Raw genomic sequence first — 24,909 nt, 5'->3', positions numbered from 1 at the left:
GGTGGCGCCGCGCCCGGCGGATTCGACTGCTCCGGGCTGGTGATGTGGGCGTTCCAGCAGGCCGGCATATCGCTGCCGCACTCCAGCCAGGCGCAGGCCACGGGCGGCCAACCGGTGGCGCTGTCGGACCTGCAGCCCGGGGACGTGATCACCTTCTACAACGACGCGTCACACAGCGGCCTCTACGTCGGTGACGGCATGGTGATCCATTCCTCCACCTACGGCCAGCCGGTGCGGGTGGTGCCGATGAATGTCGCAGGCCCGGTCCACGACGCCCGCCGCTACTAATAGGGGCCCCCGGACGCCGCGCCAGCGGCTGACGATGCTGCTGGCCTGGGTATTCGTTGTCGAATTGATCGTCGCCGCGGCCGTGCCCTTCGACGCGGAAAGCGACAGCCGCGCACGCCCCGCGCAGCTGATCACTCCAGCGCGTAGCGAGGTCGCCGCGGCGACCAGGTCGCTGGTCGCCGGCGACCGCACCGTTCGGCTGCTGGGACTCGGCGGCGACCGCCTGCTGTCGCGCGTCTCCGCCGACATCGGCGGCGCGATCAACGCGGTCGAAGCGTTCTGGGGTGTCGACTGGTCGCGGGAGATCACCGTGATCGCGGCCCGCACCGACGAGGAGTTCCGCGCCGCCGCGGGCGGGGGCCCGCCGGCACAATGGGCCGACATCGCGGCGGTAACCGTCGTCGACCGTGTCGATCCCGCGCGCCGGGCGGCCATCAATGAGCGGATCGTGTTCGCGCCGGGTGCGGCCGGCATGACCGTGGGTGCGCTACGAATTGTGTTGGTGCACGAGCTTTTTCACTACGCCGCGCGTGTGGACACCGCCCCGGATGCGCCCCGATGGCTGGCCGAAGGGGTGGCCGACTTCATCGCCCGGCCCCAGACGCCGGTGCCCCCCGACGCGCTGCCGGTGCCGCTGACGCTGCCCTCGGACGCCGACCTGGACGCGCCCGGGCCGCAGCGCTCGCTGTCCTACGACCGCGCGTGGTGGTTCGCCCGCTTCGTCGCGGACACCTACGGGGCCGCCAAGCTGCGCGACCTGTATCTGGCGGTGTGCGGGGTCGGCCACACCGACGTGCCCACCGCCGTCCACGACGTCCTGGCCACCGATACGCCGGGCCTGCTCGTGCGCTGGCACGCCTGGCTGACCCACCCGGCCTGACGGATGCCCCGCACGGCCCGCGCGCGCCGCCAGGCTAGCCTGTCGCAGTGAGTCGGGTCCTGCTGGTAACCAACGACTTTCCGCCCCGGCCGGGCGGCATCCAGTCCTACCTCAACGACTTCGTCGGTCCGCTGGTCGCCGCCGGATCGCATTCGGTGACCGTGTACGCGCCGCAATGGAAGGGCGCCGACGCCTTCGACGACTCGGCCAAAGCGGCCGGCTATCGGGTGGTCCGCCATCCGGGCACGCTGATGCTGCCGGGTCCGGCGGTCGATTCCCGGATGCGCCGGCTGATCGCCGACAACGGCATCGACACCGTCTGGTTCGGCGCGGCGGCGCCGCTGGCGCTGCTCGCCCAGCGCGCCCGCCAGGCCGGGGCGACCCGGGTGGTGGCCAGCACGCACGGGCACGAGGTGGGCTGGTCGATGCTGCCGGTCGCGCGGTCGGTGCTGCGCCGCATCGGCGACACCACCGACGTCGTCACCTTCGTCAGCCGCTACACCCGCGACCGGTTCGCGCCGGCGTTCGGGCCGCACGCCTCGTTGGAATACCTGCCGCCGGGGGTGAACACCGACCGGTTCCGGCCCGACCCCGCCGCGGGCGCCGCGCTGCGCGACCGGTATGGGCTCGGTGAGCGGCCCACCGTCGTGTGCGTGTCCCGCCTGGTCCCGCGCAAGGGCCAGGACATGCTGATCAAGGCGCTGCCGTCGATCCGGCAACGGGTCGACGGGGCGGCCCTGGTGATCGTCGGCGGCGGCCCCTATCTGGACTCGCTGCGCAAGCTGGCCCGCGATTGCGGGGTGGCCGACCAGGTGACGTTCACCGGCGGTGTGCCGGCCGCCGAGCTCCCGGCCCACCACGCGCTGGCCGACGTCTTCGCCATGCCATGCCGCACCCGCGGCGCCGGCATGGACGTCGAGGGGCTGGGCATCGTGTTCCTCGAGGCGTCGGCGACGGGCAAGCCGGTGATCGCCGGCGACTCGGGCGGCGCTCCAGAAGCCGTGCAGCACAACAAGACTGGGCTGGTGGTCGATGGGCGCTCGCGGGACGCCGTCGCCGACGCGGTCAGCGCGGTGCTCGGCGATCGGGATCGGGCGGCCGCGATGGGCGCGGCCGGACGCGAGTGGGCGCTGGGCCACTGGCGGTGGGACGTGCTCGCGGCGCGGCTGGCCGGGCTTCTGCGGGCCTAGAGGGCGGCTCGAGCGTCACGCCAGCGTGGCGCCCGGCGTGCCGCGCCACGCCAGCGTGGCGCTCGCGGGCGAGGCGGGCGCGCTATTCCTTCTCGTAGATCGACTCGATGTCGGCGGCGAACTTCTCGGCGACCACGTTGCGCTTGACCTTCATCGTCGGCGTCAGCTCGCCGGTGTCCTCGGTGAAGTCGACCGGCAGGATGCGGAACTTGCGGATGGACTCCGCGTGCGACACCGCCAGGTTGGCGTGCTTGACGGCCGCATCCACCTCGGCGATGAGGTCGGGGTCGGTGGCCAGGTCGCCCACCGACGCGTCGGCGGCCTTGTGGTTGCGTTCCTTCCAGGCGCCGAACGCCTCGGGGTCGATCGTGATCAGGGCGCCGATGAACGGCTTGGCGTCGCCCACCACCATGGCCTGGCTGATCAGGGCGTGCGCCCGCAGCTGGTCCTCGAGCACCGCCGGCGCGACGTTCTTGCCGCCCGCGGTGACGATGATCTCCTTCTTGCGGCCGGTGATCTTCAGGAAGCCGTCCTCGTCCAGCGCGCCGAGGTCGCCGGTCTTGAACCAGCCGTCGGTGAACGCGTCGTTGGTGGCCTGCTCGTTGCGCCAGTAGCCGCTGAACACCACGCCGCCGCGCACCAGCAGCTCGCCGTCCTCGGCGATGCGCATGCTGTTGCCCGGCAACAGCGTTCCGACCGTCCCGATCCTGACGTTGCCGACCTGGTTGACCGTGATGGCCGAGCTGGTCTCGGTCAGGCCGTAGCCCTCGTGGATCGTCAAACCCACGCCGCGGTAGAAGTGGCCCAGCCGCGCCCCCAGCGGGGCCCCGCCCGAAACCGACGCGTGGCATTCACCGCCCAGGGCGGCGCGCAACTTGTGGTAGACCAGCCGGTCGAACACCGCGTGCTTGGCGCGCAGCACCAGCCCCGGCCGGCCGCGGTCCTGGGCCTGGCTCCAGTCGACGGCGGTCTGCACGGCGGCCGCGAAGATCCGCCCCTTGCCGTCGTTGACGGCGTTCTGCTCGGCGGTGTTGTAGACCTTCTCGAACACCCGCGGCACCGACACCACCACCGTCGGCTTGAACACCGCGAACATCGGCAGCAGGTTCTTGATGTCGCTGGTGAACCCGACCGTCACCTTGTTGGCGAACGCCGAGAGCGTCAGCGAGCGCGCCAGCACGTGGGCCAGCGGCAGGAAGATCAGCAGCCGCTGCCCCTCGTCCAGCAGGGTGGGCAGGCATTCCTTGGCGCCCCGGGTCTCGTACAGCAGGTTGGAGTGGGTCAGCTGGCAGCCCTTGGGCCGCCCGGTGGTCCCCGAGGTGTAGATGAGCGTGGCCGGGTCGTCGGCGCGCAGCGCCTCCTGGCGGGCGGTCAGCTCCGCGGGCTCGACCGACTCGCCGGCCTCGGCGAGCTGATCCAGCGCCTTCGGGCCCGAGCCGTCGATGTGCAGCACGCGGCGCAGCGCCGGCAGCTCGGCGGTGAGCTCGGTGACCATCGCGGCGTGCGCGTCGGTTTCGGCGAACGCCAGCACCGCCTCGGAGTCCTGCAGCACCCAGCGCACCTGCTCGGCCGACGACGTCTCGTAGATCGGCACGGTGACCGCGCCCACGGACAGGATCGCGAGGTCGATGATCGCCCACTCGTAGCGGGTGGCCGAGAAGATGGACACCCGGTCACCGGCCTGCACCCCGAGCCCGATCAGGCCCAGCGCCGCCGAGCGGACCTGTTTGGCCACCTCGGCGCAGGTGACGTCGGTCCAGACGCCGTCGACCTGGCGCCGGAAGATGACGAAGCCGGGGTCTTGCTGCTCGTGCTCGAAGACCATGGCCGCGATGTTGTCGTGCTCGCCGACGGAGAAGCGGGCGGGGACACTGTACTCACGCACTCTTACTGACCTCGTTTGGCTAGTGACGTATCCGGGGGACGGCTTGATGTCGTCCAGCCTAATCCGCGCATTCACGCAGGAACGGTGGCAGTCTGCCGGGCCTCGGGCGAGGTGTGTGAAGCTGAGGTGGTGAACAGCATCCAGATCGCCGACGAGACGTTCATCGCCGCCGACGGCGCGCGGGTCGGCGCCGCCGTCTCCGATCCGTCGTGCTGGCGTCGCTGGTGGCCGGACCTGCGCCTGCAGGTCGTCGAGGACCGCGCCGACAAGGGCATCCGTTGGGCGGTCACCGGCGCGTTGACCGGCACCATGGAGATCTGGCTGGAACCGTCGCTCGATGGGGTGGTGCTGCACTATTTCCTGCACGCCGAACCCACCGGGGTGGCGGCCTGGCAGCTGGCGAAGCTCAATCTGGCGAAAATGACACACCGCCGTCGGGTGGCGGGAAAGAAAATGGCCTTCGAGGTCAAAACGACGCTGGAACGCCTCCGCCCGGTCGGAGTTTCTCCGGTAGTTTAGCCGGGTCAGGTTTGCAGGGGAGAGTACCGTTTCGGACCGGAGGCCCGGGGGGTAGACCCGCACGGTAGTTTCCCCGCCGGCGGCGTCGACCGCTTGCAGGAGAGAGGGCAACACCAGGTGGCGGAGAAGACGTCGCAGACCATCTACATCGAGGCCGACCCGGGCACGGTGATGGACGTGATCGCGGATATCGATTCCTACCCGCAGTGGATCTCCGAATACCGGGAGGCCGAGGTCCAGGAGACGGACGCCGACGGCTACCCCAAGGTCGCGCGGGTGGTGCTGGACGCCGCGGTGCTCAAGGACACGTTGGTCATGTCCTACCAGTGGCCCAAGGACCGGCAGTCGGTCAGTTGGACGCTGGTCTCCAGCTCCTTGCTGCGTTCCCTGGAGGGCACATATCGGTTGGCGCCCAAGGGATCTGGCACCGAGGTCACCTACGAGCTCTCGGTCGACCTCGCCGTCCCCATGATCGGATTGCTCAAACGCAAGGCCGAGCGCCGGCTGACCGACACCGCGTTGAAGGATCTAAAGAAACGAGTCGAGGGCTGAGTGAGTCCAACGAATCGCGGGCGTCCACCCCGGCCCGGATCAGTCTATTCGTTGGCAAGGGCGGGGTAGGAAAATCCACGCTGGCGTGCGCCACCGCGGTCAGTGCCGCGAGCGCCGGCCAGCGGGTGCTGGTGGTGTCCACCGACCAGGCGCACTCACTCGGCGACGTGTTCGGCGTCCCCGTCCCGCCGAGCCAGGGCGAACTGGTTCGGGTGCTTGCCGATGACGAGCAGGCCGGCGGGGGCTTTCTCGACGCGCTGGCCCTGGACACTCTGGCCCTGCTCGAGTCGCGCTGGCGCGACGTGGTCGACACCCTGGATCGGCGGTTCCCCGAATCCGAACTGAGTACCATTGCGCCGGAAGAACTTTCGGCACTACCGGGCGTTCAGGAAGTGCTCGGCCTGCACGCCGTCGGTGAGCTGGCCGTCTCCGGGGGCTGGGACCGCGTCGTCGTGGACTGTGCCTCGACCGCCGACGCGTTGCGCATGTTGACCCTGCCCGCCACCTTCGGGCTCTACGTCGAGCGGGCGTGGCCGCGGCATCGGCGGCTGTCCATCGGCGCCGACGACGCCCGGTCGGCGGCGGTGGTGGAACTGCTCGAACGCATCAGCTCTAGCGTCGAGGGGCTGGGCGCCCTGCTGACCGACGGCGAATTGGTCAGCGCGCATTTGGTGTTGACCCCGGAGCGAGTGGTGGCGGCCGAGGCGGCCCGGACGCTGGGTTCGCTGGCGTTGATGGGCGTGCGCGTCGAGGAGCTGATCGTCAATCAGGTTCTGACCGAAGACGATTCTTACGAATACCGCAACCTGCCCGATCACCCCGCGTTTTACTGGTACGCCGAACGCATTTCCGAACAACGTGGTGTTCTCGACGAGCTCGACGCCACCATTGGTGAGGTGGCCCTGGTGATGACTCCGCACCTGTCCGGCGAGCCGATCGGCGCCAAGGCGCTGGGCGCGTTGCTCGACAGCGCGCGCCGGCTCGGCGGCGCCGCGCCGCCGGGACCGCTGCGGCCGACGGTGGACCTGGAATCCGGAACGGGACTTGGTTCCGTCTACCGAATGCGGCTAGCGTTGCCGCAACTCGATCCGTCTGGGCTGACGCTGGGTCGCGTCGATGACGACCTCATCATCAGCGCGGGCGGATTGCGGCGCAGGGTTCGGCTGGCGTCTGTGCTCCGGCGGTGCACGGTGCTGGACGCACACCTGCGGGGCGGCGAGCTGACAGTCCGATTTCGACCAGACCCGGAGGTGTGGCCTAAGTGAGTGAGGGTCATTCCGAGATCGGTCCGGAGCTGCGCAGGCTCGCCCAGGCGATCCTGGACGGGATCGACCCGGCGATGCGGACGGCGGCCGCGCTGACGGCGGGCCGGGGCGTCGGGACGGGGAAGTGTCAGCAGGTGTGGTGCCCGGTGTGCGCGCTGGCCGCGCTGGCGACCGGCGACCAGCACCCCTTGATCACCGTGATCGCCGACCACAGCATCGCCCTGCTCGAGGTGGTACGCGCCATGCTCGACGACGTCAACGGCGCGGCGCCTCCGCCACCGGACGGGCCGCCCGGCGACGGCGTCACCGAGGCGGAGACCCCGGACGCCGCCACCCGGACCCGCTATCAGCCGATCCCGGTCACCGTCGAGGAGTAACCGGCTGCGCCGAAGGTGGTCCCGTGCGCAAGCGATGGGTACAGTTGGCGCAGAACGGCGGGCGAGAGGGAGGGCCATGTGGTACTGGCTATTCAAGTACGTGCTCCTCGGCCCGTTGCTGGCCTTGCTCGGCCGCCCAAAAGTTGAAGGGCTGGAACACATTCCGAGTTCCGGTCCGGCGATCCTGGCCAGCAATCACCTGGCGGTGATGGACAGCTTCTATCTGCCCTTGGTGGTGCGTCGGCGGATCACATTCCTGGCGAAGGCCGAATACTTCACCGGAACCGGCCTGAAGGGTTGGTTTCAGCGCTGGTTTTTCACCGCCGTCGGCCAGGTGCCGATCGACCGGACCGACGCCGACAGCGCGCAGGCCGCGCTGACCACCGCCGAGCGGCTGCTGTCCCAGGGCAAGCTGCTGGGGATGTACCCCGAGGGCACCCGCTCGCCCGACGGCCGGCTGTACAAGGGCAAGACCGGCCTCGCGCGGCTGGCCCTGCACACCGGGGTGCCCGTGATCCCGGTCGCGATGATCGGCACCAACGTCGTCAACCCGCCCGGCACGAACATGCTGCGCTTCGGGCGGGTGACCGTGCGCTTCGGCAAGCCGATGGACTTCTCCCGTTTCGAGGGGCTGGCCGGCAACCGTTTCATCGAGCGGGCCGTCATCGACGAGGTGATCTACGAGTTGATGGGGCTGTCCGGCCAGGAGTACGTGGACATCTACGCCGCCAGCCTCAAGGAACGCCGCAACGGTGACGGATCGTCCAGCCAGGCCGAGCGGATCCCGGAAACCGCCGCCGGCTAGGTGTACCCGGTTATCCGGCGGCTGTCACCGGCGTCAATTGCTGCGGTGCCGTATCCCGCGACGGCGTGCGGGCGGTGACCGTCAGCCCGGCCACGACCAGGACCGCCAGCGCCCACCACACGTAGGACATCCCCGCCAGCTGGCGCCACCAGGCCGCGGTCGCCTCGTGGTGCTTGGGCAGCAGGTCGATCGGCGACCACCGCATCAGCGCGACACCGGCGAGGCCGACCACGGCCAGCGCCACGTTGCGGCGCCGCCAGGCCAGCACGGCGAGCACCACGACCGTCGGCAACCCCCACACCCAGTGGTGCGACCACGAGACCGGCGAGACCACCAGGCCAAAGAGCGCAACGCACACCACCGCAAGCGCGGGCTCGTCGGCCCGCAGCACCCTGCGCATCGCCCATACGGTCAGCGCCAGCACGAGCAGGCAGGCCGCCACCCACAGCAGGAAGCGCGGCTGCTCACCCAGGCCGATCCGGGCCAGCGCCCCGGCGATGTTCTGATCGGTGTTCAACGCCGCCTCGCCGATCCGGTCCGTGTGTTGCAGTGTGTGCGTCCAGTACTCCCACGAATCGCTCCACGCCAGAACGAAACCGACCGTCGTCGCCGCCACGAAGGACAGCACCGCCGTCAGCGCCGCACGGTTGTCGCGGCGCAGCAGGAAGTAGAGCAGGAAGACCGCCGGCGTCAGTTTGAGCGCGATGCCCAGCCCCAGCAGCAGGCCGCGCGGCCACGGCGTGCGACGGGGCATGCAGTCCGCGATCACCAGGGTCATCAGCACGACGTTGATCTGGCCGAAGGCGAAGTTGGAGGTGATGGGTTCCAGCCACAGCGTCGCCCCGACGGTGATGACGATGGCCAGCCACCAGCGGCGCAGCCAGGCCGGGCCGGGCAACGCCGACGAGGCGGCCCAGACGTCCAGGCGGGTCAGCACGATCACGGTCGACACCACCAGCAGCACCAAGGTCAGCGCGGTGATCGCGACGCTGGCGGCCGGCATGTGCAGCCAGGCGAATGGGCAGAACACGATCGCCGCCAGCGGGGGGTAGGTGAACGGCAGGTCAAGGCCGATCGGCGTGTGGAACAGCACCTCGCCGTGGTACAGCGAATGCCCGTGCATCCAGGCTTGCGCGCCCATCTGGTACACGTCTATGTCGATGCGGTAGGGGATGTGCCCGAACAGTTGCCAACCCGCGTAGCCCAGCCCCGCCGCCGCCAGCACCCAAAGTCCGCACCACAACAGCACCTGACCGGGGCCACGTTTGCTTGGTAAGCCCTGGTCGGGCGCCCGCCATTTACTCATGTCGCACAACAGCGTAATCGGTGGGTGGGCGTGGCACGTGGCACAGCGCGGCTCCCGCGGCGTCGGCGCTCACAGGCGTAGGTTTCAAGAGTGCTCCACTGGTTCGTGCTGCGGGTGACCCACTGGTTCGCGCACGACATCATCGAGGCCGGCCGGTTGCCCCTGCTGTGTTGCCTGGTGGCGTTCATCCTCACGTTCTTCGTCACCCGATCTTTCGTGCGCTTCATCCGCCACCGCGCCGACGCCGGCCGCCCCGCCCGATGGTGGCACCCGCGCAACGTGCACGTCGGTGGGATCCACATCCACCACGTGACGTTCGGGGTGGTGTTGGTGTTGCTGTCCGGCCTGACGCTGGTCACGCTGTCCATCGACGGGCAAGAGCCCGACTTCACCTTGGCCGCAATCTTTTTCGGGATCGGGGCCGCCCTGGTGCTCGACGAGTACGCGCTGATCCTGCACCTGTCGGACGTCTACTGGTCCGAGGATGGGCGGACCTCGGTGGACGCGGTGTTCGCGGCGGTGGGCGTGGCCGGTCTGCTGATCATGGGCCTGCACCCGCTGATGTTCTTCCTGCCGATCTGGGAGGGCGCCGAATCGTGGCCGCTGCGGGCCGCGGTGGCCGGCGCCTTGGTGTTGACGCTGCCGATGGCCGTGGTGGTGGTGCTCAAGGGCAAGGTGTGGACCGGTTTGCTCGGCATGTTCATCGTCGTCCTGCTGGTCATTGGCGCCATCCGGTTGTCGCGCCCGCACGCACCCTGGGCCCGCTGGCGCTATACCGTCCAGCCCGACAAGATGCGGCGCGCGCTGCAGCGGGAACGCCGGCTGCGCCGCCCGGTCGTGCGGGCCAAGTTGTGGGTCCAGTGTGCGATCGCGGGCACCCCGAGCCTGCCCGACGAACGCGCGGTCGACGCCCAGCTCGACCACGACGTCCACGCGGCACCCCCGCCCACCGAGCCGATCCTGATCGGCAGATAGCCGGCTCGCCCGCCGTATCGACGGGCCGCCTCCTTACTCGCGCGGTTCCCGCGCTCGCCGTCGCCGGCCGTAGGCTTGCTCCGGTGCGGTACTTCTACGACACCGAATTCATCGAGGACGGCCGCACCATCGAGTTGATCTCGATCGGGGTGGTCGCCGAGGACGGCCGCGAGTATTACGCCGTGTCCACGGAATTCGACCCCGAGCGCGCCGGCGCCTGGGTGCGCGCCAACGTGCTGCCCAAGCTGCCGTCGCCGGCGTCGCAGCTGTGGCGCTCCCGCAGGCAGATTCGCCTGGACCTGGAGGAGTTCTTCGGCGTCGCCGGCACCGAGCCGATCGAGTTGTGGGCCTGGATCGGTGCCTACGACCACGTGGCCCTGTGCCAGCTGTGGGGCACGATGCCCGAGTTGCCGCGGGCGCTGCCCCGCTTCACCCGGGACCTGCGGCAACTGTGGGAGGACCGGGGGTGCCCGCCGATGCCGCCGCGGTCCCGCGACGCCCACGACGCGCTGGTCGACGCCCGCGACCAGCTGCGCCGATTCCGTCTGATCACCGCTGCGGACTCCGGCGGCCACGGGGGCGATCCGGACGGGGGAGCACCGCCCGAACGACGTTCGCGCTGATCAGTCACCCTCGCGGCCCGGTTACCATGGACCGATGAACTGGACAGTCGACATCCCGATCGACCAGCTGCCGTCGCTGCCCCCGTTGCCGAGCGACCTGCGGGCGCGGCTGGACGCCGCGCTGGCCAAGCCGGCGGCCCAGCAGCCCAGCTGGCCTGCCGACCAGGCGACGGCGATGCGCACCGTCCTGGAGAGCGTGCCGCCGGTCACGGTGCCGTCGGAGATCCTGCGGCTGCAGGAGCAGCTGGCCCAGGTGGCCAAGGGCGAGGCGTTCCTGCTGCAGGGCGGCGACTGTGCCGAGACCTTCACCGACAACACCGAACCCCACATCCGGGGCAACATCCGCGCCCTGCTGCAGATGGCCGTGGTGCTCACCTACGGCGCCAGCATGCCGGTGGTCAAGGTGGCCCGCATCGCCGGCCAGTACGCCAAGCCGCGGTCGGCCGACATCGACGCCCTGGGGTTGCGGTCCTACCGCGGGGACATGATCAACGGCTTCGCGCCGGATGCGGCCGCCCGCGAGCACGACCCGTCGCGGCTGGTGCGCGCCTACGCCAACGCCAGTGCGGCGATGAACCTGGTGCGGGCGCTGACGTCCTCGGGGCTGGCGTCGCTGCATCTGGTCCACGACTGGAACCGGGAATTCGTGCGGACGTCGCCGGCCGGCGCGCGCTACGAGGCGCTGGCCACCGAAATCGACCGGGGCCTGCGGTTCATGAGCGCATGCGGCGTGGCCGACCGCAACCTGCAGACCGCCGAAATCTACGCCAGCCATGAGGCTTTGGTGCTCGACTACGAGCGGGCCATGCTGCGGCTGTCGGAAAGCGACGACGGCGAGCCGCAGCTGTTCGACCTGTCGGCGCACACCGTCTGGATCGGCGAGCGCACCCGCCAGCTCGACGGCGCGCACATCGCGTTCGCGGAGGTGATCGCCAACCCGATCGGCGTGAAGATCGGCCCGACGATGACCCCGGAACTGGCCGTCGAATACGTGGAACGGCTCGACCCGAACAACAAGCCCGGCCGGTTGACCTTGGTGAGCCGGATGGGCAACAACAAGGTGCGCGACCTGCTGCCCCCCATCGTGGAGAAGGTCCAGGCCACCGGTCACCAGGTGATCTGGCAGTGCGACCCCATGCACGGCAACACCCACGAGTCGTCCAACGGGTACAAGACCCGGCACTTCGACCGCGTCGTCGACGAGGTGCAGGGCTTCTTCGAGGTGCACCGCGCGCTGGGCACCCACCCGGGCGGCATCCACGTCGAGATCACCGGCGAGGACGTCACCGAATGCCTCGGTGGGGCGCAAGACATTTCGGACCTCGACCTGGCCGGGCGCTACGAGACCGCCTGCGACCCGCGGCTGAACACCCAGCAATCGCTGGAGTTGGCCTTCCTGGTCGCCGAGATGCTGCGCGACTAGAACAGTCCGTTCAGGTTGCTGCCGATCGTCCACGCCGCGGTGGCGACCATCCCGGTGAGCGCCAGCACCAGCGCGAACCAGATCAGCACCAGGCGCCGGCCGCGCTGGCGGGCGTATGCGAACTCGGCGATCGGAATGCCCGCGAATTCGCCTGTGACAGGGGCGTATTCGTAGTCCTCGTCGGGCTCGTCGTCGGACACCGGCGCGCGCGGCGGCTCCGAGAGGCCCTCGGGGCCGCGGGTCAGCTGGCGTGTGGGGTGGCGGACCGGTGCGGGCTGTTGCGCGCCGGCCGGACGCTGGCTCAGGCGGCTGTGGTGCAGCGCCGCCGACCGGTGTTGCGCGGAATTGCGCGGCGCGGGGACGGAGAAGTCCGGCAGCGCAAGCTCTTCGGCGATCGCGTCCAGCTCGGTGCCCATCTCGATCGCGTCGGCGTACCGGTTGGCCGGGTCGCGCGCGGTCGCGCGCCGCACGAACTCGTCGAACTGCGGGGGCACACCGTCGATCGCCGCGCTGGGCGGCGGCACCTCGGTGTCCAGCCGTTGGTACGCGATGGCCAGCGGCGAGTCGCCCGTGAACGGGGTGCGCCCGGTCAGCAGCTCGTAGGCGAGGATTCCGGCGGAGTACACGTCGCTGCGCGGGCTGGCGTCACCGTCGCGCACCTGTTCGGGCGACAGGTAGGCGACGGTGCCCAAAATGACGCTGGTGGAAGTGATTCCGGCGGCGGCCACGGCACGGACCAGGCCGAAATCGGCGATCTTGACGTCGCCGTCGTCGGAGATCAGCACGTTCTCGGGCTTGACGTCGCGATGGACCAGGCCGGACCGGTGCGCGGCCGCGAGCCCGCCCAGCACGGGACGCAGCACCGCGGCCACGGCATAGGGCGGCATCGGCCCGCGCTCGGCCAGCAGCTCGCGCAGCGTCCCGCCCTCGACGAGCTCCATCACCAAGAAGGGGTGCCGGGAGTCCAGGCCCTGGTCGTAGACGGCGACCAGGCCGGGGTCCTTGAGCCGCGCGACCGTGCGGGCCTCGCGCTGGAAGCGCGTCAGGAACTGCTCGTCGCCGGCGTAGCGGGAATCCATCACCTTCACCGCGACGGGGCGGTCGAGCCGGGTGTCGAGGCCGCGGTACACCGTCGACGTGCCGCCGCTGGCGATCTTCGACTGCACCAGGTAGCGGCCGTCCAGCAATGCACTGTCCAAGGGGTCTCCCGTCGGGGGTCCGGCCACGGGGCCATCGTAGGGGTGACGGTGCAATCGGGCGGAAAAACATGCCTTCACAAGGCCGTGGCAAGGCCTACACTTGCGCCGTGAGCAGTGTTCCTGCCGGCGACGACGTATTGGATCCCGACGAGCCGACCTACGACCTGCCGCGGGTCGCCGAATTGCTCCGGATTTCGGTCAGCAAGGTGCAGCAGCAACTCCGGGAAGGCCACCTGGTCGCGGTGAAGCGCGACGGCGGCGTGGTGGTGCCGCAGGTGTTCTTCACCAAGTCCGGTGAGGTGGTCAAGAGCCTGCCCGGGCTGCTGACCATCCTGCACGACGGCGGCTACCACGACACGGAGATCGTGCGGTGGCTGTTCACCCCCGACCCGTCGCTGACGATCACCCACGACGGCAGCCGGGATTCCATCAGCAACGCCCGCCCCGTCGACGCCCTACACGCGCATCAGGCGCGGGAGGTCGTGCGCCGGGCGCAGGCCATGGCTTACTGAGCGGCGAGCGCGGCTTCCTCGGCTTGGCCGGCCCGCCGGTCGGGGGCGCGGTGCAGGCTGTACCAGGCGATCAGCGCGCAGGCGGTGGCCAGCAAGAAGTGCAGCCACGAGTACATCCCGTGTGAGCCATCGGGTTTGAAGATCACCATCACCCACGTGGACAGGCCGGCGATGATCGCGATCGCCCGTCGGGACTGCGCCAGCGGGGCGACCACCGCCAGCGGCCAGGAGTAGTACCACGGCAAGGCCGCGGGGACGAACAGCACCACGACGAGCATCGAGATCGCGATGCCGGTCAGTGCCTCCCGATCGTCGCGCCGGAACCGCCACCACAACAGCGGCAGCGCCATGGCGATGACGGCGACCCCGACGAGGCGGGCGATCCGCAGCATCGGGTAGAAGTGCACCGGGAAGAACCCGCTGAACACGGCGTGGATGATGTTGGCGGCCGCGGTCGGCACCGTCAGCCAGTTGATGATCTTCACCGACCCGGCCAGCGCCGTCAGCCAGCCCAGCCCGACGCCGGCCACGGCCGACAGGATGCCGAACACGACGACGAAGATCAGCAGCGACATGGCCGCGGCGGCCACGAATGCCGTGGCCGGCCGGTAGCCGCGACGGTCGCGCAAGTGCCGCATCCACACCCACACCATGAACGGCAGGGCGATCCCGGCCGTGGCCTTGACCGCGATCGCCACGGTGATCAGCGTCGTGCCCAGGACGTGGCGCCCGGCGAAGCTCAGCGCGATGCCGGCGGCCATCAGTCCCACCATGAGCATCTCGTTGTGCACCCCGCCCATCAGGTGGATGAGCACCAGCGGGTTGAGCACGCAGATCCACAGGGCCGTCGAGCCGTCGTTGCCCAGGTGGCGGGCCAGGCGGGGGGCGGCCCAGATCAGCAGGGCCAGCCCCGGCAGCATGCACAGGCGCAGCAGCGCCGTTCCGGCCACCACGTTGTTGCCGACGGCCATGGTGACCAGCTTTGCCACCAGAATGAACGCGGGGCCGTACGGGGCGGTGGTGATCGTCCAGATGGGACTTACGTTGTCCAGCAAGCTGTTCGGGTTGGCGACCGGTCCGACGGCGTACGGATCCAGGCCGTCGCGCAGCAGCGCGCCCTGGGCCAGGTACGAGTAGGTGTCCCGGCTGAAGACGGGCACCGACACCAGCAATGGCACCAGCCAGAAGCCGGTGGTGGCCTTCATCATGAACTCGGTCACTTCGCCGGCCAGCACGCGCCGGCCCAAGCCCAGCCACGCGATCAGCATCAGGCCCACGCCGGTCCACAACACCACAGACGACAACACCAGGCCGTGGCCGAAACGCAGCCAGGACATGTGCATTGATTCCAGCAGCGGGTCGTGTTGGCGGGTGCTGCCCGCGCCAAGGCCGCCCACGGTGATCAGCGCCGCGCCGAGCATGCCCAGCTTCGCCGGCCGGGCGTCCTCGGAAACGGCGAACGCGCGCAACCGCGAAAAGCCGCCGCCGTCAGCCGGTTTCGCTGCCGGCGAGCCGGAGGGCGGGGTGTGCGTCGGAGTGGTCATCGGTTCAGGCGGACCGGTCGGTGGCCAGTCTGGCCAGGTCGGTGAGTCCGGCTTTGGCCGCCGCGTCGATGGGTGCGGCCGCCAGCGCGGCCAGCGCGCGTCGGGTCAGCTCGGCGATGCGTTGCTCCGCCGCGGCCAGGGCGCCCACCGACTCGATCACCTCGCGCAGCCGGTCCACCTGCGCGTCGGTCAGCTGCGCGCCGATCGAATCGCGTAACAGCTTGGCGGCCAACGGATCTGATCGCTCGGCCAACTCGACGGCCTCAGCCAGCAGCACGGTGCGCTTGCCCGACCGCAGGTCGTCACCCGACGGCTTGCCGGTCACCGCCGGATCCCCGAACACGCCCAGCACGTCGTCGCGGAGCTGAAACGCCACCCCGAGGTCGGTCCCGAACCGGCCGAAGACCTCCTGCACGTCGGGCCGGTCGGCGGCGGCGGCCGCCCCCAACTGCAGCGGCCGCGACACCGTGTAACAGGCGGTCTTGTAGGTATCGACGTTCATCGCCGACGCGATCGACTCGGCGGCGCTGGCCTCGGCGACGATGTCCAGGAATTGGCCGCCCAGCACCTCGGTGCGGATTTCGGCCCATACCCGCTGGACGCGCCGCGCGGCGTCGGGCGCCAGGCCCGCGCGAAGCACGATGTCGTCGGCCCACGACAACGCGAGGTCGCCGAGCAGGATGGCGGCCGACAGCCCGAACCGCTCCGGGGAGCCGCGCCACTGCCGGTCGCGATGCAGGGCCGCGAACCGGACATGCGCGGTGGGCCGGCCGCGGCGGGTCGAGGAGTCGTCGATCACGTCGTCGTGCACCAGGGCGCAGGCGTGCAGCAGCTCCAGCGCGGAAAACAGCAGCAGCACTTCGGAATCGGGTTCCCCGGCCGCGACGGCCCGCCAGCCCCAGTAGGCGAAGGCCGGCCGCAGCCGCTTGCCCCCGTTGAGCACGAAATCCTCGAGCGCCCCGACCATGAGTTCGTAGTCGCTGCCGATGTAGGCGGTGTCGGCGCGCCGGTCGCGCAGGTATTGCCGAAGCCGATCGGTGATCGCGCCGGTCAACTCGACGGTTGCCGCTGCCGCTGGGGCGTTGGGGCTCAGCGCGGCACCCCTTTCTGCTCGACTTTCTGCTCGACGCGGCACGGTTTGTCGCGGGCCCGACCAGTGTATTCGGCGCCGCACCGGGGATCTTGGCAAGTAGCCCCCCGCCTATGCTGTCGGGGTGCCGGGACCGCCCACTGCCGTGCGGCCGGGGAAGCTCAAGCCGCTAGTCGTCGGATGGAGAGAAGCCGCGTGACACTCAACACCATTGCGCTCGAGCTGGTGCCGCCCAACGCCGACGAAGGCCGGGAGCGGGCGCTCGAAGACGCGCGAAAAGTGGTGCAGTTCTCGGCGGAAACCGGTCTGGACGGCCGGCTGCGGCACGTGATGATCCCGGGCATCATCGCCGAGGACGACGACCGTCCGATCACGATGAAGACCAAACTGGACGTGCTGGACTTCTGGTCGATCGTCAAGCCCGAGCTGGCCGGGCTGCACGGCCTGTGCACCCAGGTGACCGCCTTCTCCGACGAGCCGTCGCTGCGCCGGCGGCTGACCGAGTTGCGCGCGGCCGGAATGGAGGGCGTGGTCTTCGTCGGCGTTCCGCGCACCATGAACGACGGTGAAGGCTCCGGCGTCGCCCCGACCGACGCCCTGTCCATCTACCGCGACCTGGTGCCCAACCGCGGGGTGATCCTGATCCCCACCCGGGACGGCGAACAGGGCCGGTTCAACTTCAAGTGCGACCAGGGCGCGACCTACGGCATGACCCAGCTGCTGTATTCGGACGCGATCGTGGGATTCCTGCGCGAATTCGCCGCCAGCACCGACCACCGGCCGGAGATCCTGCTGTCGTTCGGGTTCGTCCCGAAGATGGAGAGCCGGGTCGGCCTGATCAACTGGCTGATCCAGGACTCGGGTAACGCGGCGGTGGCCGCCGAGCAGGAATTCGTGAGGCGGCTGGCCGCCAGCGAACCGCCCGAGAAGCGCCAGCTGATGGTCGACCTGTACAAACGCGTGATCGACGGGGTCGCGGAGCTGGGCTTCCCGCTGAGCATCCACCTGGAGGCGACCTACGGCGTCTCGGCGCCCGCCTTCCAGACGTTCGCCGAGATGCTGGCGTACTGGTCACCCGCCCCGCAGGGCTAGCTCGGCGACTGGTCGCGCGGTGCGGTGAGCCGCGGGGAGCGGTCGCGGTTCATCCACGCCAGCAGCGCCACCACGCCGGCCGCCGCGAAGGACGCGATGCCCAGCCAGACGCCGGCCCCGGTGAACGACCGGGTGTTCGGGTCGGTGTAGCGGGCCTGGGCGGTCATCGTGGTCACCACGCCCGGCTTGAGTTTCCAGGACACCACGGTGGACTCGACCCGATCGCCGTTGGTGGAAGTCACCACGCCCGGGAAGGCGACGGTCAGCTCGACCTCGGCCTCGGAATCGGTCAGCGACGTCAGGTCCGCCCGGCCCTCCAGGATCACCAGGTTGCCGTTGCGGCGCAGCGACAGGTTGACGCCCTGCGCGTCGGAGTTCATGTTGGCCAGCTGCGGCAACTCCGCGAAGGTCAGATCGGAGAACACCGCCTGCGACCCGACGTAGCCGTCGCTGTCGTAGTTGGACACCGCCACCTTCTGGCTGAACGGCAGGTTGTTGCTGTCGAGCTGCGGGCCGGTGTCCTTGGGCGTCTTGGGTTTAGCGGCGGCGACGATCTCACCGGACACCAGGTCGTCGGGCGAGATGGTGAGCGACGCCCGCACCCGCAGGCACCCGGTGGCCAGCGGCACCAGCATGAGCAGCATCGCGATGGCCACCAAGCGGCGCCGCCGCGCGGTGAATCCGGCGGGTCGGCACGGGGCGAGGCTGGCGCGCACCAGGTCATCGTGCCAGATGCGGCGCGCCGCTTCGGCATGTCCGTCCGGGCGCGCCCCCGAGCCGGCGGTCACAGGGGCAGCTTGCGGCCCAGGATCGCGAACGCCCGTGGGTCACCCGCGAAGTGGTAGCGGCGGATGACGTCGGTGAAACCCAGCCGCCGGTACAACCGCCAGGCCCGGTTCGGCTCGCCGTTGGTCTCCGGGGTGGACAGCAGGACATTCTTTTCGGCCCGGCCGGCCAGCAGCCGCCGGGCCAGCGCCTCCCCGAGGCCGCGCCCCTGCGCGCGGGGGTGGATGTGCAGTTCGGTCAACTCGAAATAGCTGCTCATCAGGCCGGCGATCTCCTGGGCCGACAGCCCGCCGCGTTGCATGCCGAGGACGACCTGTTGCTGCCACCACTGCCCGGGCGCCCCGGGGTAGCCGTAGGCCACGCCGAGCAGCGGCGCCTTGCTCAGCTCCGCCGCCGGCGGGATCGGCGCGCCCTCGGCCAGTTCGACATCGACGACGCCCACCCCTTGCCACCCGTGGCGGCGGATGTGCTCGAGCCACATCGCCGCGCGCTGGTTCTCGGTGCCCCGCGGGTACCGCATCGCGTCCACATACACCTTCAGGGCGTCACCGAGACGGCGCTCCATATCGGTGGGCGGCAGATCGATGAGGAATATCGCCAACTCGCGGTGCCCTCCTCATCCCGTGGTCCAACGGCGCGCTGCCACCGTCATTATCGGACCCGCGGCGGGTTCCCCGACGAGCGGTCGCGGCAATGAACCGGGGAACCATGCCGGTTCGGCAAGGCGGTTGTAGCGCACCGCCGTTGCGGCTGCGGCTGATGCCCGGCCGCGGCGGGGATAGAATCGGCACCGAACCAGTGGTAAGGCACAGATTGACCTCGTATCATTTCGAATAGTTGCCCCCGCAACGGGCATCCGCGTGCTATCGATAGTTACGCGTCAAACTGTCGGCAAGGAGGGACGAATGCCACTCTCCGATCATGAGCAGCGGATGCTCGATCAGATCGAGAGCGCTCTCTATGCCGAAGACCCCAAATTCGCGTCGAGCGTCCGCGGCGGGGGGTTCCGCGCGCCCACCGCGCGCCGCCGCCTGCAGGGCGCGGCGCTGTTCGTCATCGGCCTGGCGATGCTGGTCTCAGGAGTGGCGTTCAAGGCCACCATGATCGGAAACTTCCCGATCCTCAGCGTCTTCGGATTCATCGTGATGTTCGGCGGCGTCGTGTTCGCCATCACCGGCCCACGGCTGTCCGGCCGGCCCGACCTCCCCGGATCGGCGTCCGGCTCGTCGCGCCAGCGCCGCAACAAGGGCGGCGGGGGTTCGTTCACCAGCCGGATGGAAGACCGGTTCCGCCGCCGCTTCGACGACTAGCGGCAACCGTCAACCCATCGGGGTAGCCCCGCGGCTACCCCTTTTTCACGCCCGCAGCGGGCCGGCGGCGCCATCATCGCCGACGCGACCCGGCCGGCCGGCGACCGTCGGGCGGTCGATGCCGTTTTGACGCCGGATCGAGCCCGAACCGAGTTTTGACGCAGGCCCCACGCCCCACCCGGCCCCACCGAGCGGCCCCACTATGCCCCACTGGCCCCGTGGCGAGGCCCTGAAGTGGGGTTTTCTTCCGTCCGCCGGGGTGCGCGACGTGGCCCTGGGAGCCACCGCGCCCCGATGGGAGCGGCCGTGGGTGGCGGATAACCCGAAAAACTCCGCCGCGACACCCTAGGAATGGGGCGAAGTGGGGGATTGTGGGGTATGGTGGCTGCAGTGTTTGGGTGACCCCACAGGGGAGGTGAGCAGGTGTTTCTCGGCACCTACACGCCCAAACTCGACGACAAGGGGCGGCTCACGCTGCCCGCCAAGTTCCGCGACGCGCTGGCAGGGGGGTTGATGGTCACCAAGAGCCAAGACCACAGCCTCGCCGTCTACCCGCGCGGGGAATTCGAGCAGCTCGCGCGCCGGGCGAGCAAGGCCTCGCGGAGCAACCCCGACGCCCGCGCGTTCCTGCGCAATCTCGCCGCGGGAACCGACGAGCAGCATCCCGACGCGCAGGGGCGCATCACGCTGTCGGCCGACCACCGCCGCTACGCCAACCTGTCCAAGGATTGCGTGGTGATCGGAGCGGTCGATTACCTCGAAATCTGGGACGCGCAAGCCTGGCAGGACTACCAGCAGACCCACGAAGAGAACTTCTCCGCGGCCAGCGATGAAGCACTCGGCGACATCATCTGAGGCGCATGCCCGTGCAACGTGGCCTCTGCCCGAACCGACCCTGGCGTACTTCCCCAACGCCAGGTTCGTGCCTTCGGACAGGGACCTCGATGCAGGGGCGTCTCGCCCGATCCGGGGAGGTGTTGCGGTGGCTGACGATTCGGGAGACTTCGGGCACGTACCCGTCCTGCTGGACCGTTGCGTCGAACTGCTCACCCCCGCGCTGACCCGTCACCACGCCGACGGTTCGGGCGCGGTGCTGCTCGACGCCACCCTGGGGGCGGGTGGGCATGCCGAACGCTTCCTGAGCGACCTGCCCGGGCTGCGACTGATCGGACTCGACCGCGACCCCAATGCGCTGGCAATCACCCGGGCGCGGCTCGACCGATTCGCCGACCGGATCACGCTGGTGCACACCCGCTATGACGGCCTGGCCGCCGCGCTGGCCGAAAACGGTTACGCCACAGCGGCATCGGTCGACGGGATGCTGTTCGACCTAGGGGTGTCGTCCATGCAGCTCGACCGCGCCGAGCGGGGCTTCGCGTACGCGCAGGACGCGCCGTTGGACATGCGGATGGACCCCGAGTCGTCGTTGACCGCGGCGGACATCCTCAACACCTACGACGAGGCGGCGCTGGCCGACATCCTGCACCGCTACGGCGAGGAGCGGTTCGCGCGCCGCATCGCCGCGCAGATCGTGCGCCGGCGCGCCCGCGCACCCTTCACCTCGACGGCGGAGTTGGTCGAGTTGCTCTACCAAGCGATCCCGGCCCCCGCGCGGCGCACCGGGGGACACCCCGCCAAGCGGACCTTCCAGGCCCTGCGGATCGCGGTCAACGACGAACTGAACTCGTTACGCAGCGCGATCCCGGCCGGGCTGGACGCGCTCGCCGTGGGCGGACGCATGGTGGTGCTGGCCTACCAATCGCTGGAAGACCGGATCGTCAAGCGGCTGTTCGCGGACGCGGTCGCGTCCCGCACGCCGGTGGATCTGCCGGTCGAACTTCCCGGCCACGAGCCGCGATTCCGGTCGCTGACGCACGGCGCCGAACGTGCGGACGCCGCCGAGGTGGAGCGCAATCCGCGCAGCGCCGCGGTGCGACTACGAGCTGTCCAACGGGTCCAGCAGGCAACCGGAAAGGGCGACGCATGAAAGCAAAGCGGGAGACGCCGAATCGCCGCGGCGGGCGCGACGGCTCCGCCAGGCGGGGCGGACGCTCGTCGGCCGATCCCGGCCCGGCGCGCCGGACCCGGCCGGGGCGGGCGTCGGCGCCCACGCGTGAGAGCCGTGCGCCCAAGTCCGGCCCGCACACCAGCCCCATCGCCCGGCCGGTCGAGCGGCCGGCACGGCCCAAGAACGCGAGTCAGGCGAAGGCCCGGGCCAAGGCGCGGAAGGCCAAGGCGCCCAAGGTGGTTCGTCCCCGCCTGAGCGAACGGTTGGCGGCCAGGCTGGCCTCGATCGACCTGCGGCCCCGCACCCTGGCGAGCAAGGTTCCGTTTGTCGTGTTGGTCATCGGTGCGCTCGGCGTCGGGCTGGGTCTCACGCTGTGGTTGTCCACGGACTCCGCCGAGCGCTCCTACAAATTGAGCCACGCCCGCGAGAAAACCCGGCTGCTGCAACAGCAGAAAGAGGCGCTGGAACGCGATGTGCGCGAGGCGGAATCGGCGCCGGCGCTCGCCGAAGCGGCCCGCAAACAGGGCATGATCCCGACGCGGGACACCGCGCACCTGGTCCAGGACCCGTCCGGGAACTGGGTGGTCGTCGGCACACCGAAGCCGGCCGACGGCGTGCCGCCCCCTCCGTTGAACAGCAAACTGCCCGAACAGGGTCCGCCGGCACCCCCGGCACCGCCGGCGCCGCCGGCCGAGGTGCCGATCCGGTTGCAACCCGACCCGGCGGCGCCCGTCCCCGCGCGGCCCGGACCCGAGGCGCTGCTGCGCGCACCGGACGGGTCAGCGACGCTCGGCGGCCAGCACCTGGGCCAGACCGCGCCGCAGCTGCCCGGCGCGCCGGCCGTGCCGGGGGCGCCCGTCACCGGGCAGGCCCCCGCCGCGATGCCCACGCCGGGTGCGCCGGTGCCGGGCTTGCCCGCGCCGGCCGGGCCGGCGCTCGCCCCCTTGCCCGCTGAGGTGCCGATCCCGTTGGGCGGCATGCCCGTTCCGCCGCCCGGCCAGGTGCCCGCACCGCTGCCCGCGGAGGTGCCGGTCCCGGTGCAGCGGGGGGCCATCCCCGCCGCGCCCGTCGTCCCCGCGGCGCCGGTGCTCGCGCCGCAGCCCGTGGCGCCGGGCCCCGTCGCGGCGCCGGGTGCGCCCCGATGAGCCGCGGCGACTCCGCGCGGGCCCGCCGGTCGCAGGCCACCCGCGGACCCCGGAAGGCGCAGGAAGCCAAGGGGATTCGGCAACCCAAGCGGCGCGCGAAGCAACAGGCGCAGGATCCGCGGGAACCGAAGCGATTCCGCAAGGGCAAGGCCAAGGACGCCAAGAAGGCCTCGGACGCGGTGGCGACCGGGCATTCGGCGCGGGAGCGGCGCACCCGGCAGCTCGTGCAGGCGGGCACCCGCGGCGCGTCGTTCGTCTTTCGGCACCGGGCCGGCAACGCGGCCATCGGGATCCTGGTCGTGGTGGCGGCGGTCCAGCTGTTCGTCCTGCAGGTGACCAACGCGCCGACGCTGCGCGCCCAGGCCGCGGGTCAGCTCAAGGTCACCGACGTCGAGAAGGCGGTGCGCGGCAGCATCGTCGACCGCAACAAGGATCAGCTGGCGTTCACCACGGAGTCGCGCGCGTTGACGTTCCAGCCCAAGCGGATTCGTAAGCAGCTGGAAGAGGCCAAGGCCAAGAACTCGGTGGCACCCGATCCCGCGCAGCGGCTGCGCGACATCGCCAAGGAGGTCTCCACCCGGCTGGGCAACAAGCCGGACTCCGCGACGGTGCTGAAGAAGTTGCAGAGCGACGAGACGTTCGTGTATCTGGCCCGCGCCGTCGACCCCGCGGTGGCCAGCGCGATCTCCGACAAGTACCCCGAGGTCGGTTCGGAGCGCCAGGATCTGCGGCAGTATCCCGGCGGGTCGTTGGCGGCCAACATCGTCGGCGGCATCGACTGGGACGGTCATGGGCTGCTGGGGCTGGAGGAGTCGCTCGACTCCGTGTTGTCCGGCACCGACGGCTCGGTCACCTATGACCGCGGCTCCGACGGCGTCGTCATCCCCGGCAGTTACCGCAACCGGCATCGGGCGGTCAACGGTTCGACGGTCCAGCTGACGCTCGACGACGACATCCAGTTCTATGTGCAGCAGCAGGTGCAGCAGGCCAAGAATCTCTCGGGCGCGCACGATGTTTCGGCCGTCGTGCTGGACTCGAAGACCGGCGAGGTGCTGGCCATGGCCAACGACAACACCTTTGACCCGTCGCAGGACATCGGGCGTCAGGGCGACAGACAGCTGGGCAACCTGGCGGTGTCCTCGCCGTTCGAGCCCGGCTCGGTCAACAAGGTCATCACCGCGTCTTCGGTGATCGAGTACGGCTTGTCCAACCCCGATGAGGTGTTGCAGGTGCCCGGGTCGATCCAGATGGGCGGGGTGTCCATCCACGACGCGTGGGAACACGGCGTGATGCCCTACACCACGACCGGCGTGTTCGGAAAGTCCTCCAACGTCGGCACTTTGATGCTCGCCCAGCGCGTCGGCCCGGAACGCTTCTACGACATGGTCCGCAAATTCGGCCTCGGGCAACGCACCAACGTGGGCCTGCCGGGCGAGAGCGCCGGCCTGGTGCCACCCATCGACCAATGGTCGGGCAGCACGTTCTCGAACCTGCCCATCGGGCAGGGCCTTTCGATGACTCTGCTGCAGATGGCCGGCATGTACCAGACGATCGCCAACGACGGGGTTCGCGTTCCGCCGCGGATCGTCAAGGCCACCATCGCGCCCGACGGCACCCGGACCGAAGAACCGCGGCCCGAAGGCGTGCGGGTGGTGTCGCCGCAGACCGCGCAGACCGTGCGCAACATGCTGCGCGCCGTCGTGCAACGCGACCCGATGGGTTATCAGCAGGGCACCGGGCCCGCCGCCGCGGTGACGGGTTACCAGATGGCGGGCAAGACGGGCACCGCCCAGCAGATCAACCCGGCCTGCGGTTGCTACTTCGACAACGTCTACTGGATCACCTTCGCCGGAATGGCCACGGTCGACAATCCGCGCTACGTCATCGGCATCATGATGAACAACCCGGATCGCAACGCGGACGGTACGCCGGGCCACTCGGCGGCCCCGCTGTTCCACAACATCGCCGGCTGGCTGATGCAGCGCGAAAACGTGCCGCTCTCGCCCGACCCGGGCCCGCCCCTGACGTTGCAGGCCACCTAGCGGCGACCCGCGGCGCGTGCGGTGACGGCGCCGAGCGTGCGCTGAGGGCGGAATTCGGGCCCGAATAACGCCCTCGGCGCACGCGCAAGGCCC

25 protein-coding genes are annotated in these 24,909 nt (G+C 70.2%); 18 read left to right on the top strand and 7 right to left on the bottom strand.

The features are described from left to right. The 3 genes from A5702_RS04990 to pimB form a co-directional block, all read left to right on the top strand. Positions 1 to 288 (top strand): NlpC/P60 family protein (locus tag A5702_RS04990; RefSeq protein ID WP_082955949.1); only part of this gene is annotated, 288 nt, incomplete at its 5' end. A 34-nt stretch (positions 289 to 322) separates the two neighbouring features. Further along, the gene (locus A5702_RS04985) at positions 323 to 1,168 is read left to right on the top strand and encodes a hypothetical protein (protein WP_068218717.1); all 846 of its coding nucleotides are present in this window, start codon (positions 323 to 325) and stop codon (positions 1,166 to 1,168) included. A 47-nt stretch (positions 1,169 to 1,215) separates the two neighbouring features. Beyond that, positions 1,216 to 2,358: a GDP-mannose-dependent alpha-(1-6)-phosphatidylinositol monomannoside mannosyltransferase gene (gene pimB, locus A5702_RS04980; protein ID WP_055401008.1), complete on the top strand. Its 1,143-nt coding sequence runs from the start codon at positions 1,216 to 1,218 to the stop codon at positions 2,356 to 2,358. Between the two features lie 82 nt (positions 2,359 to 2,440). Here pimB and A5702_RS04975 read toward each other — a convergent pair whose 3' ends face one another. Next, on the bottom strand, positions 2,441 to 4,243 hold the full coding sequence (locus A5702_RS04975; RefSeq protein ID WP_067822290.1) for a long-chain fatty acid--CoA ligase: 1,803 nt from the start codon (positions 4,241 to 4,243) through the stop codon (positions 2,441 to 2,443). Between the two features lie 129 nt (positions 4,244 to 4,372). On the opposite strand from A5702_RS04975, the gene A5702_RS04970 reads away from it, so the two are divergent. The 5 genes from A5702_RS04970 to A5702_RS04950 all read left to right on the top strand — a co-directional run bounded on the left by A5702_RS04970 (position 4,373) and on the right by A5702_RS04950 (position 7,761). Further along, complete coding sequence (locus tag A5702_RS04970; protein WP_055401057.1) at positions 4,373 to 4,762, top strand: hypothetical protein; 390 nt, start codon at positions 4,373 to 4,375, stop codon at positions 4,760 to 4,762. A 117-nt stretch (positions 4,763 to 4,879) separates the two neighbouring features. After that, on the top strand, positions 4,880 to 5,314 hold the full coding sequence (locus A5702_RS04965) for an SRPBCC family protein (RefSeq protein ID WP_055401004.1): 435 nt from the start codon (positions 4,880 to 4,882) through the stop codon (positions 5,312 to 5,314). Continuing rightward, positions 5,311 to 6,579: an ArsA family ATPase gene (locus tag A5702_RS04960; protein ID WP_197506502.1), complete on the top strand. Its 1,269-nt coding sequence runs from the start codon at positions 5,311 to 5,313 to the stop codon at positions 6,577 to 6,579. Before A5702_RS04965 ends, A5702_RS04960 begins: the two co-directional genes overlap by 4 nt. Next, a complete protein-coding gene (locus A5702_RS04955) occupies positions 6,576 to 6,956 on the top strand; it encodes a hypothetical protein (protein WP_055401000.1) in 381 nt (126 codons plus the stop codon). Before A5702_RS04960 ends, A5702_RS04955 begins: the two co-directional genes overlap by 4 nt. Positions 6,957 to 7,032: 76 nt before the next feature. After that, positions 7,033 to 7,761 (top strand): 1-acyl-sn-glycerol-3-phosphate acyltransferase, encoded by a 729-nt coding sequence (locus A5702_RS04950; RefSeq protein WP_055400998.1) that lies wholly within the window; start codon positions 7,033 to 7,035, stop codon positions 7,759 to 7,761. 10 nt (positions 7,762 to 7,771) lie between these two features. Here A5702_RS04950 and A5702_RS04945 read toward each other — a convergent pair whose 3' ends face one another. Then, complete coding sequence (locus A5702_RS04945) at positions 7,772 to 9,067, bottom strand: glycosyltransferase 87 family protein (protein ID WP_055400996.1); 1,296 nt, start codon at positions 9,065 to 9,067, stop codon at positions 7,772 to 7,774. Between the two features lie 108 nt (positions 9,068 to 9,175). On the opposite strand from A5702_RS04945, the gene A5702_RS04940 reads away from it, so the two are divergent. The 3 genes from A5702_RS04940 to A5702_RS04930 all read left to right on the top strand — a co-directional run bounded on the left by A5702_RS04940 (position 9,176) and on the right by A5702_RS04930 (position 12,088). After that, a complete protein-coding gene (locus A5702_RS04940; RefSeq protein ID WP_156349465.1) occupies positions 9,176 to 10,042 on the top strand; it encodes a hypothetical protein in 867 nt (288 codons plus the stop codon). Between the two features lie 83 nt (positions 10,043 to 10,125). Further along, a complete protein-coding gene (locus A5702_RS04935) occupies positions 10,126 to 10,665 on the top strand; it encodes a polyadenylate-specific 3'-exoribonuclease AS (protein ID WP_067822278.1) in 540 nt (179 codons plus the stop codon). 34 nt (positions 10,666 to 10,699) lie between these two features. Beyond that, complete coding sequence (locus A5702_RS04930; protein ID WP_055400990.1) at positions 10,700 to 12,088, top strand: class II 3-deoxy-7-phosphoheptulonate synthase; 1,389 nt, start codon at positions 10,700 to 10,702, stop codon at positions 12,086 to 12,088. Here the strand turns inward: A5702_RS04930 and A5702_RS04925 are convergent. Next, a complete protein-coding gene (locus tag A5702_RS04925) occupies positions 12,085 to 13,314 on the bottom strand; it encodes a protein kinase (protein ID WP_197281134.1) in 1,230 nt (409 codons plus the stop codon). The genes A5702_RS04930 and A5702_RS04925 overlap by 4 nt on opposite strands. Positions 13,315 to 13,394: 80 nt before the next feature. On the opposite strand from A5702_RS04925, the gene A5702_RS04920 reads away from it, so the two are divergent. After that, positions 13,395 to 13,799: an Rv2175c family DNA-binding protein gene (locus tag A5702_RS04920; RefSeq protein WP_055400986.1), complete on the top strand. Its 405-nt coding sequence runs from the start codon at positions 13,395 to 13,397 to the stop codon at positions 13,797 to 13,799. Here A5702_RS04920 and A5702_RS04915 read toward each other — a convergent pair. Further along, positions 13,793 to 15,343 (bottom strand): alpha-(1->6)-mannopyranosyltransferase A, encoded by a 1,551-nt coding sequence (locus A5702_RS04915; protein ID WP_068218710.1) that lies wholly within the window; start codon positions 15,341 to 15,343, stop codon positions 13,793 to 13,795. The two genes, A5702_RS04920 and A5702_RS04915, sit on opposite strands and share 7 nt — an antisense overlap. Positions 15,344 to 15,347: 4 nt before the next feature. Further along, complete coding sequence (gene idsA2, locus A5702_RS04910; protein WP_068218708.1) at positions 15,348 to 16,397, bottom strand: bifunctional (2E,6E)-farnesyl/geranyl diphosphate synthase; 1,050 nt, start codon at positions 16,395 to 16,397, stop codon at positions 15,348 to 15,350. Between the two features lie 231 nt (positions 16,398 to 16,628). Between idsA2 and A5702_RS04905 the strand changes: the two genes are divergently transcribed. After that, positions 16,629 to 17,525: a mycobacterial-type methylenetetrahydrofolate reductase gene (locus A5702_RS04905; protein WP_055400979.1), complete on the top strand. Its 897-nt coding sequence runs from the start codon at positions 16,629 to 16,631 to the stop codon at positions 17,523 to 17,525. Here the strand turns inward: A5702_RS04905 and A5702_RS04900 are convergent. Both A5702_RS04900 and A5702_RS04895 read right to left on the bottom strand, forming a co-directional pair. Beyond that, positions 17,522 to 18,169 carry a DUF3153 domain-containing protein gene (locus tag A5702_RS04900; protein ID WP_055401055.1) on the bottom strand — a complete coding sequence of 216 codons (648 nt, stop codon included), beginning with the start codon at positions 18,167 to 18,169 and terminating at the stop codon, positions 17,522 to 17,524. The genes A5702_RS04905 and A5702_RS04900 overlap by 4 nt on opposite strands. Positions 18,170 to 18,309: 140 nt before the next feature. Then, positions 18,310 to 18,912, bottom strand: coding sequence for an N-acetyltransferase (locus A5702_RS04895; RefSeq protein WP_055400977.1), 603 nt, complete (start codon positions 18,910 to 18,912; stop codon positions 18,310 to 18,312). A gap of 304 nt (positions 18,913 to 19,216) precedes the next feature. On the opposite strand from A5702_RS04895, the gene A5702_RS04890 reads away from it, so the two are divergent. The 5 genes from A5702_RS04890 to A5702_RS04870 all read left to right on the top strand — a co-directional run bounded on the left by A5702_RS04890 (position 19,217) and on the right by A5702_RS04870 (position 24,816). Continuing rightward, positions 19,217 to 19,621: a DUF3040 domain-containing protein gene (locus tag A5702_RS04890; protein ID WP_055400975.1), complete on the top strand. Its 405-nt coding sequence runs from the start codon at positions 19,217 to 19,219 to the stop codon at positions 19,619 to 19,621. Between the two features lie 423 nt (positions 19,622 to 20,044). Next, entirely contained in the window at positions 20,045 to 20,476 is a 432-nt protein-coding gene (gene mraZ / locus A5702_RS04885; RefSeq protein WP_007170790.1) for a division/cell wall cluster transcriptional repressor MraZ, read from the top strand. Beyond that, on the top strand, positions 20,451 to 21,608 hold the full coding sequence (gene rsmH / locus A5702_RS04880; RefSeq protein WP_156349459.1) for a 16S rRNA (cytosine(1402)-N(4))-methyltransferase RsmH: 1,158 nt from the start codon (positions 20,451 to 20,453) through the stop codon (positions 21,606 to 21,608). Before mraZ ends, rsmH begins: the two co-directional genes overlap by 26 nt. Further along, positions 21,605 to 22,774, top strand: a complete 1,170-nt coding sequence (locus tag A5702_RS04875; protein WP_055400971.1) for a hypothetical protein — start codon at positions 21,605 to 21,607, stop codon at positions 22,772 to 22,774. Before rsmH ends, A5702_RS04875 begins: the two co-directional genes overlap by 4 nt. After that, a complete protein-coding gene (locus A5702_RS04870; RefSeq protein ID WP_055400969.1) occupies positions 22,771 to 24,816 on the top strand; it encodes a penicillin-binding protein 2 in 2,046 nt (681 codons plus the stop codon). The genes A5702_RS04875 and A5702_RS04870 overlap by 4 nt, the downstream gene beginning before the upstream one ends. Positions 24,817 to 24,909: the final 93 nt, after the last annotated feature.

Source organism: Mycobacterium sp. E3339 (assembly GCF_001666915.1).
Classification (GTDB): domain Bacteria; phylum Actinomycetota; class Actinomycetes; order Mycobacteriales; family Mycobacteriaceae; genus Mycobacterium.
The sequence above is the reverse complement of the archived record's forward strand: the minus strand, read 5'-3'. Positions and strand labels throughout refer to the sequence as shown.

What these genes read in the sequence shown, in the direction of transcription:
- rsmH (WP_156349459.1), top strand. Translation starts at nt 20,451, where the DNA reads ATGAAGCACTCGGCGACATCATCTGAGGCGCATGCCCGTGCAACGTGG.
- A5702_RS04930 (WP_055400990.1), top strand. Translation starts at nt 10,700, where the DNA reads ATGAACTGGACAGTCGACATCCCGATCGACCAGCTGCCGTCGCTGCCC.
- A5702_RS04915 (WP_068218710.1), bottom strand. Translation starts at nt 15,343, where the DNA reads ATGACCACTCCGACGCACACCCCGCCCTCCGGCTCGCCGGCAGCGAAA.
- A5702_RS04985 (WP_068218717.1), top strand. Translation starts at nt 323, where the DNA reads ATGCTGCTGGCCTGGGTATTCGTTGTCGAATTGATCGTCGCCGCGGCC.
- A5702_RS04950 (WP_055400998.1), top strand. Translation starts at nt 7,033, where the DNA reads ATGTGGTACTGGCTATTCAAGTACGTGCTCCTCGGCCCGTTGCTGGCC.
- A5702_RS04870 (WP_055400969.1), top strand. Translation starts at nt 22,771, where the DNA reads ATGAGCCGCGGCGACTCCGCGCGGGCCCGCCGGTCGCAGGCCACCCGC.
- A5702_RS04875 (WP_055400971.1), top strand. Translation starts at nt 21,605, where the DNA reads ATGAAAGCAAAGCGGGAGACGCCGAATCGCCGCGGCGGGCGCGACGGC.
- A5702_RS04890 (WP_055400975.1), top strand. Translation starts at nt 19,217, where the DNA reads ATGCCACTCTCCGATCATGAGCAGCGGATGCTCGATCAGATCGAGAGC.
- A5702_RS04945 (WP_055400996.1), bottom strand. Translation starts at nt 9,067, where the DNA reads ATGAGTAAATGGCGGGCGCCCGACCAGGGCTTACCAAGCAAACGTGGC.
- A5702_RS04900 (WP_055401055.1), bottom strand. Translation starts at nt 18,169, where the DNA reads ATGCTGCTCATGCTGGTGCCGCTGGCCACCGGGTGCCTGCGGGTGCGG.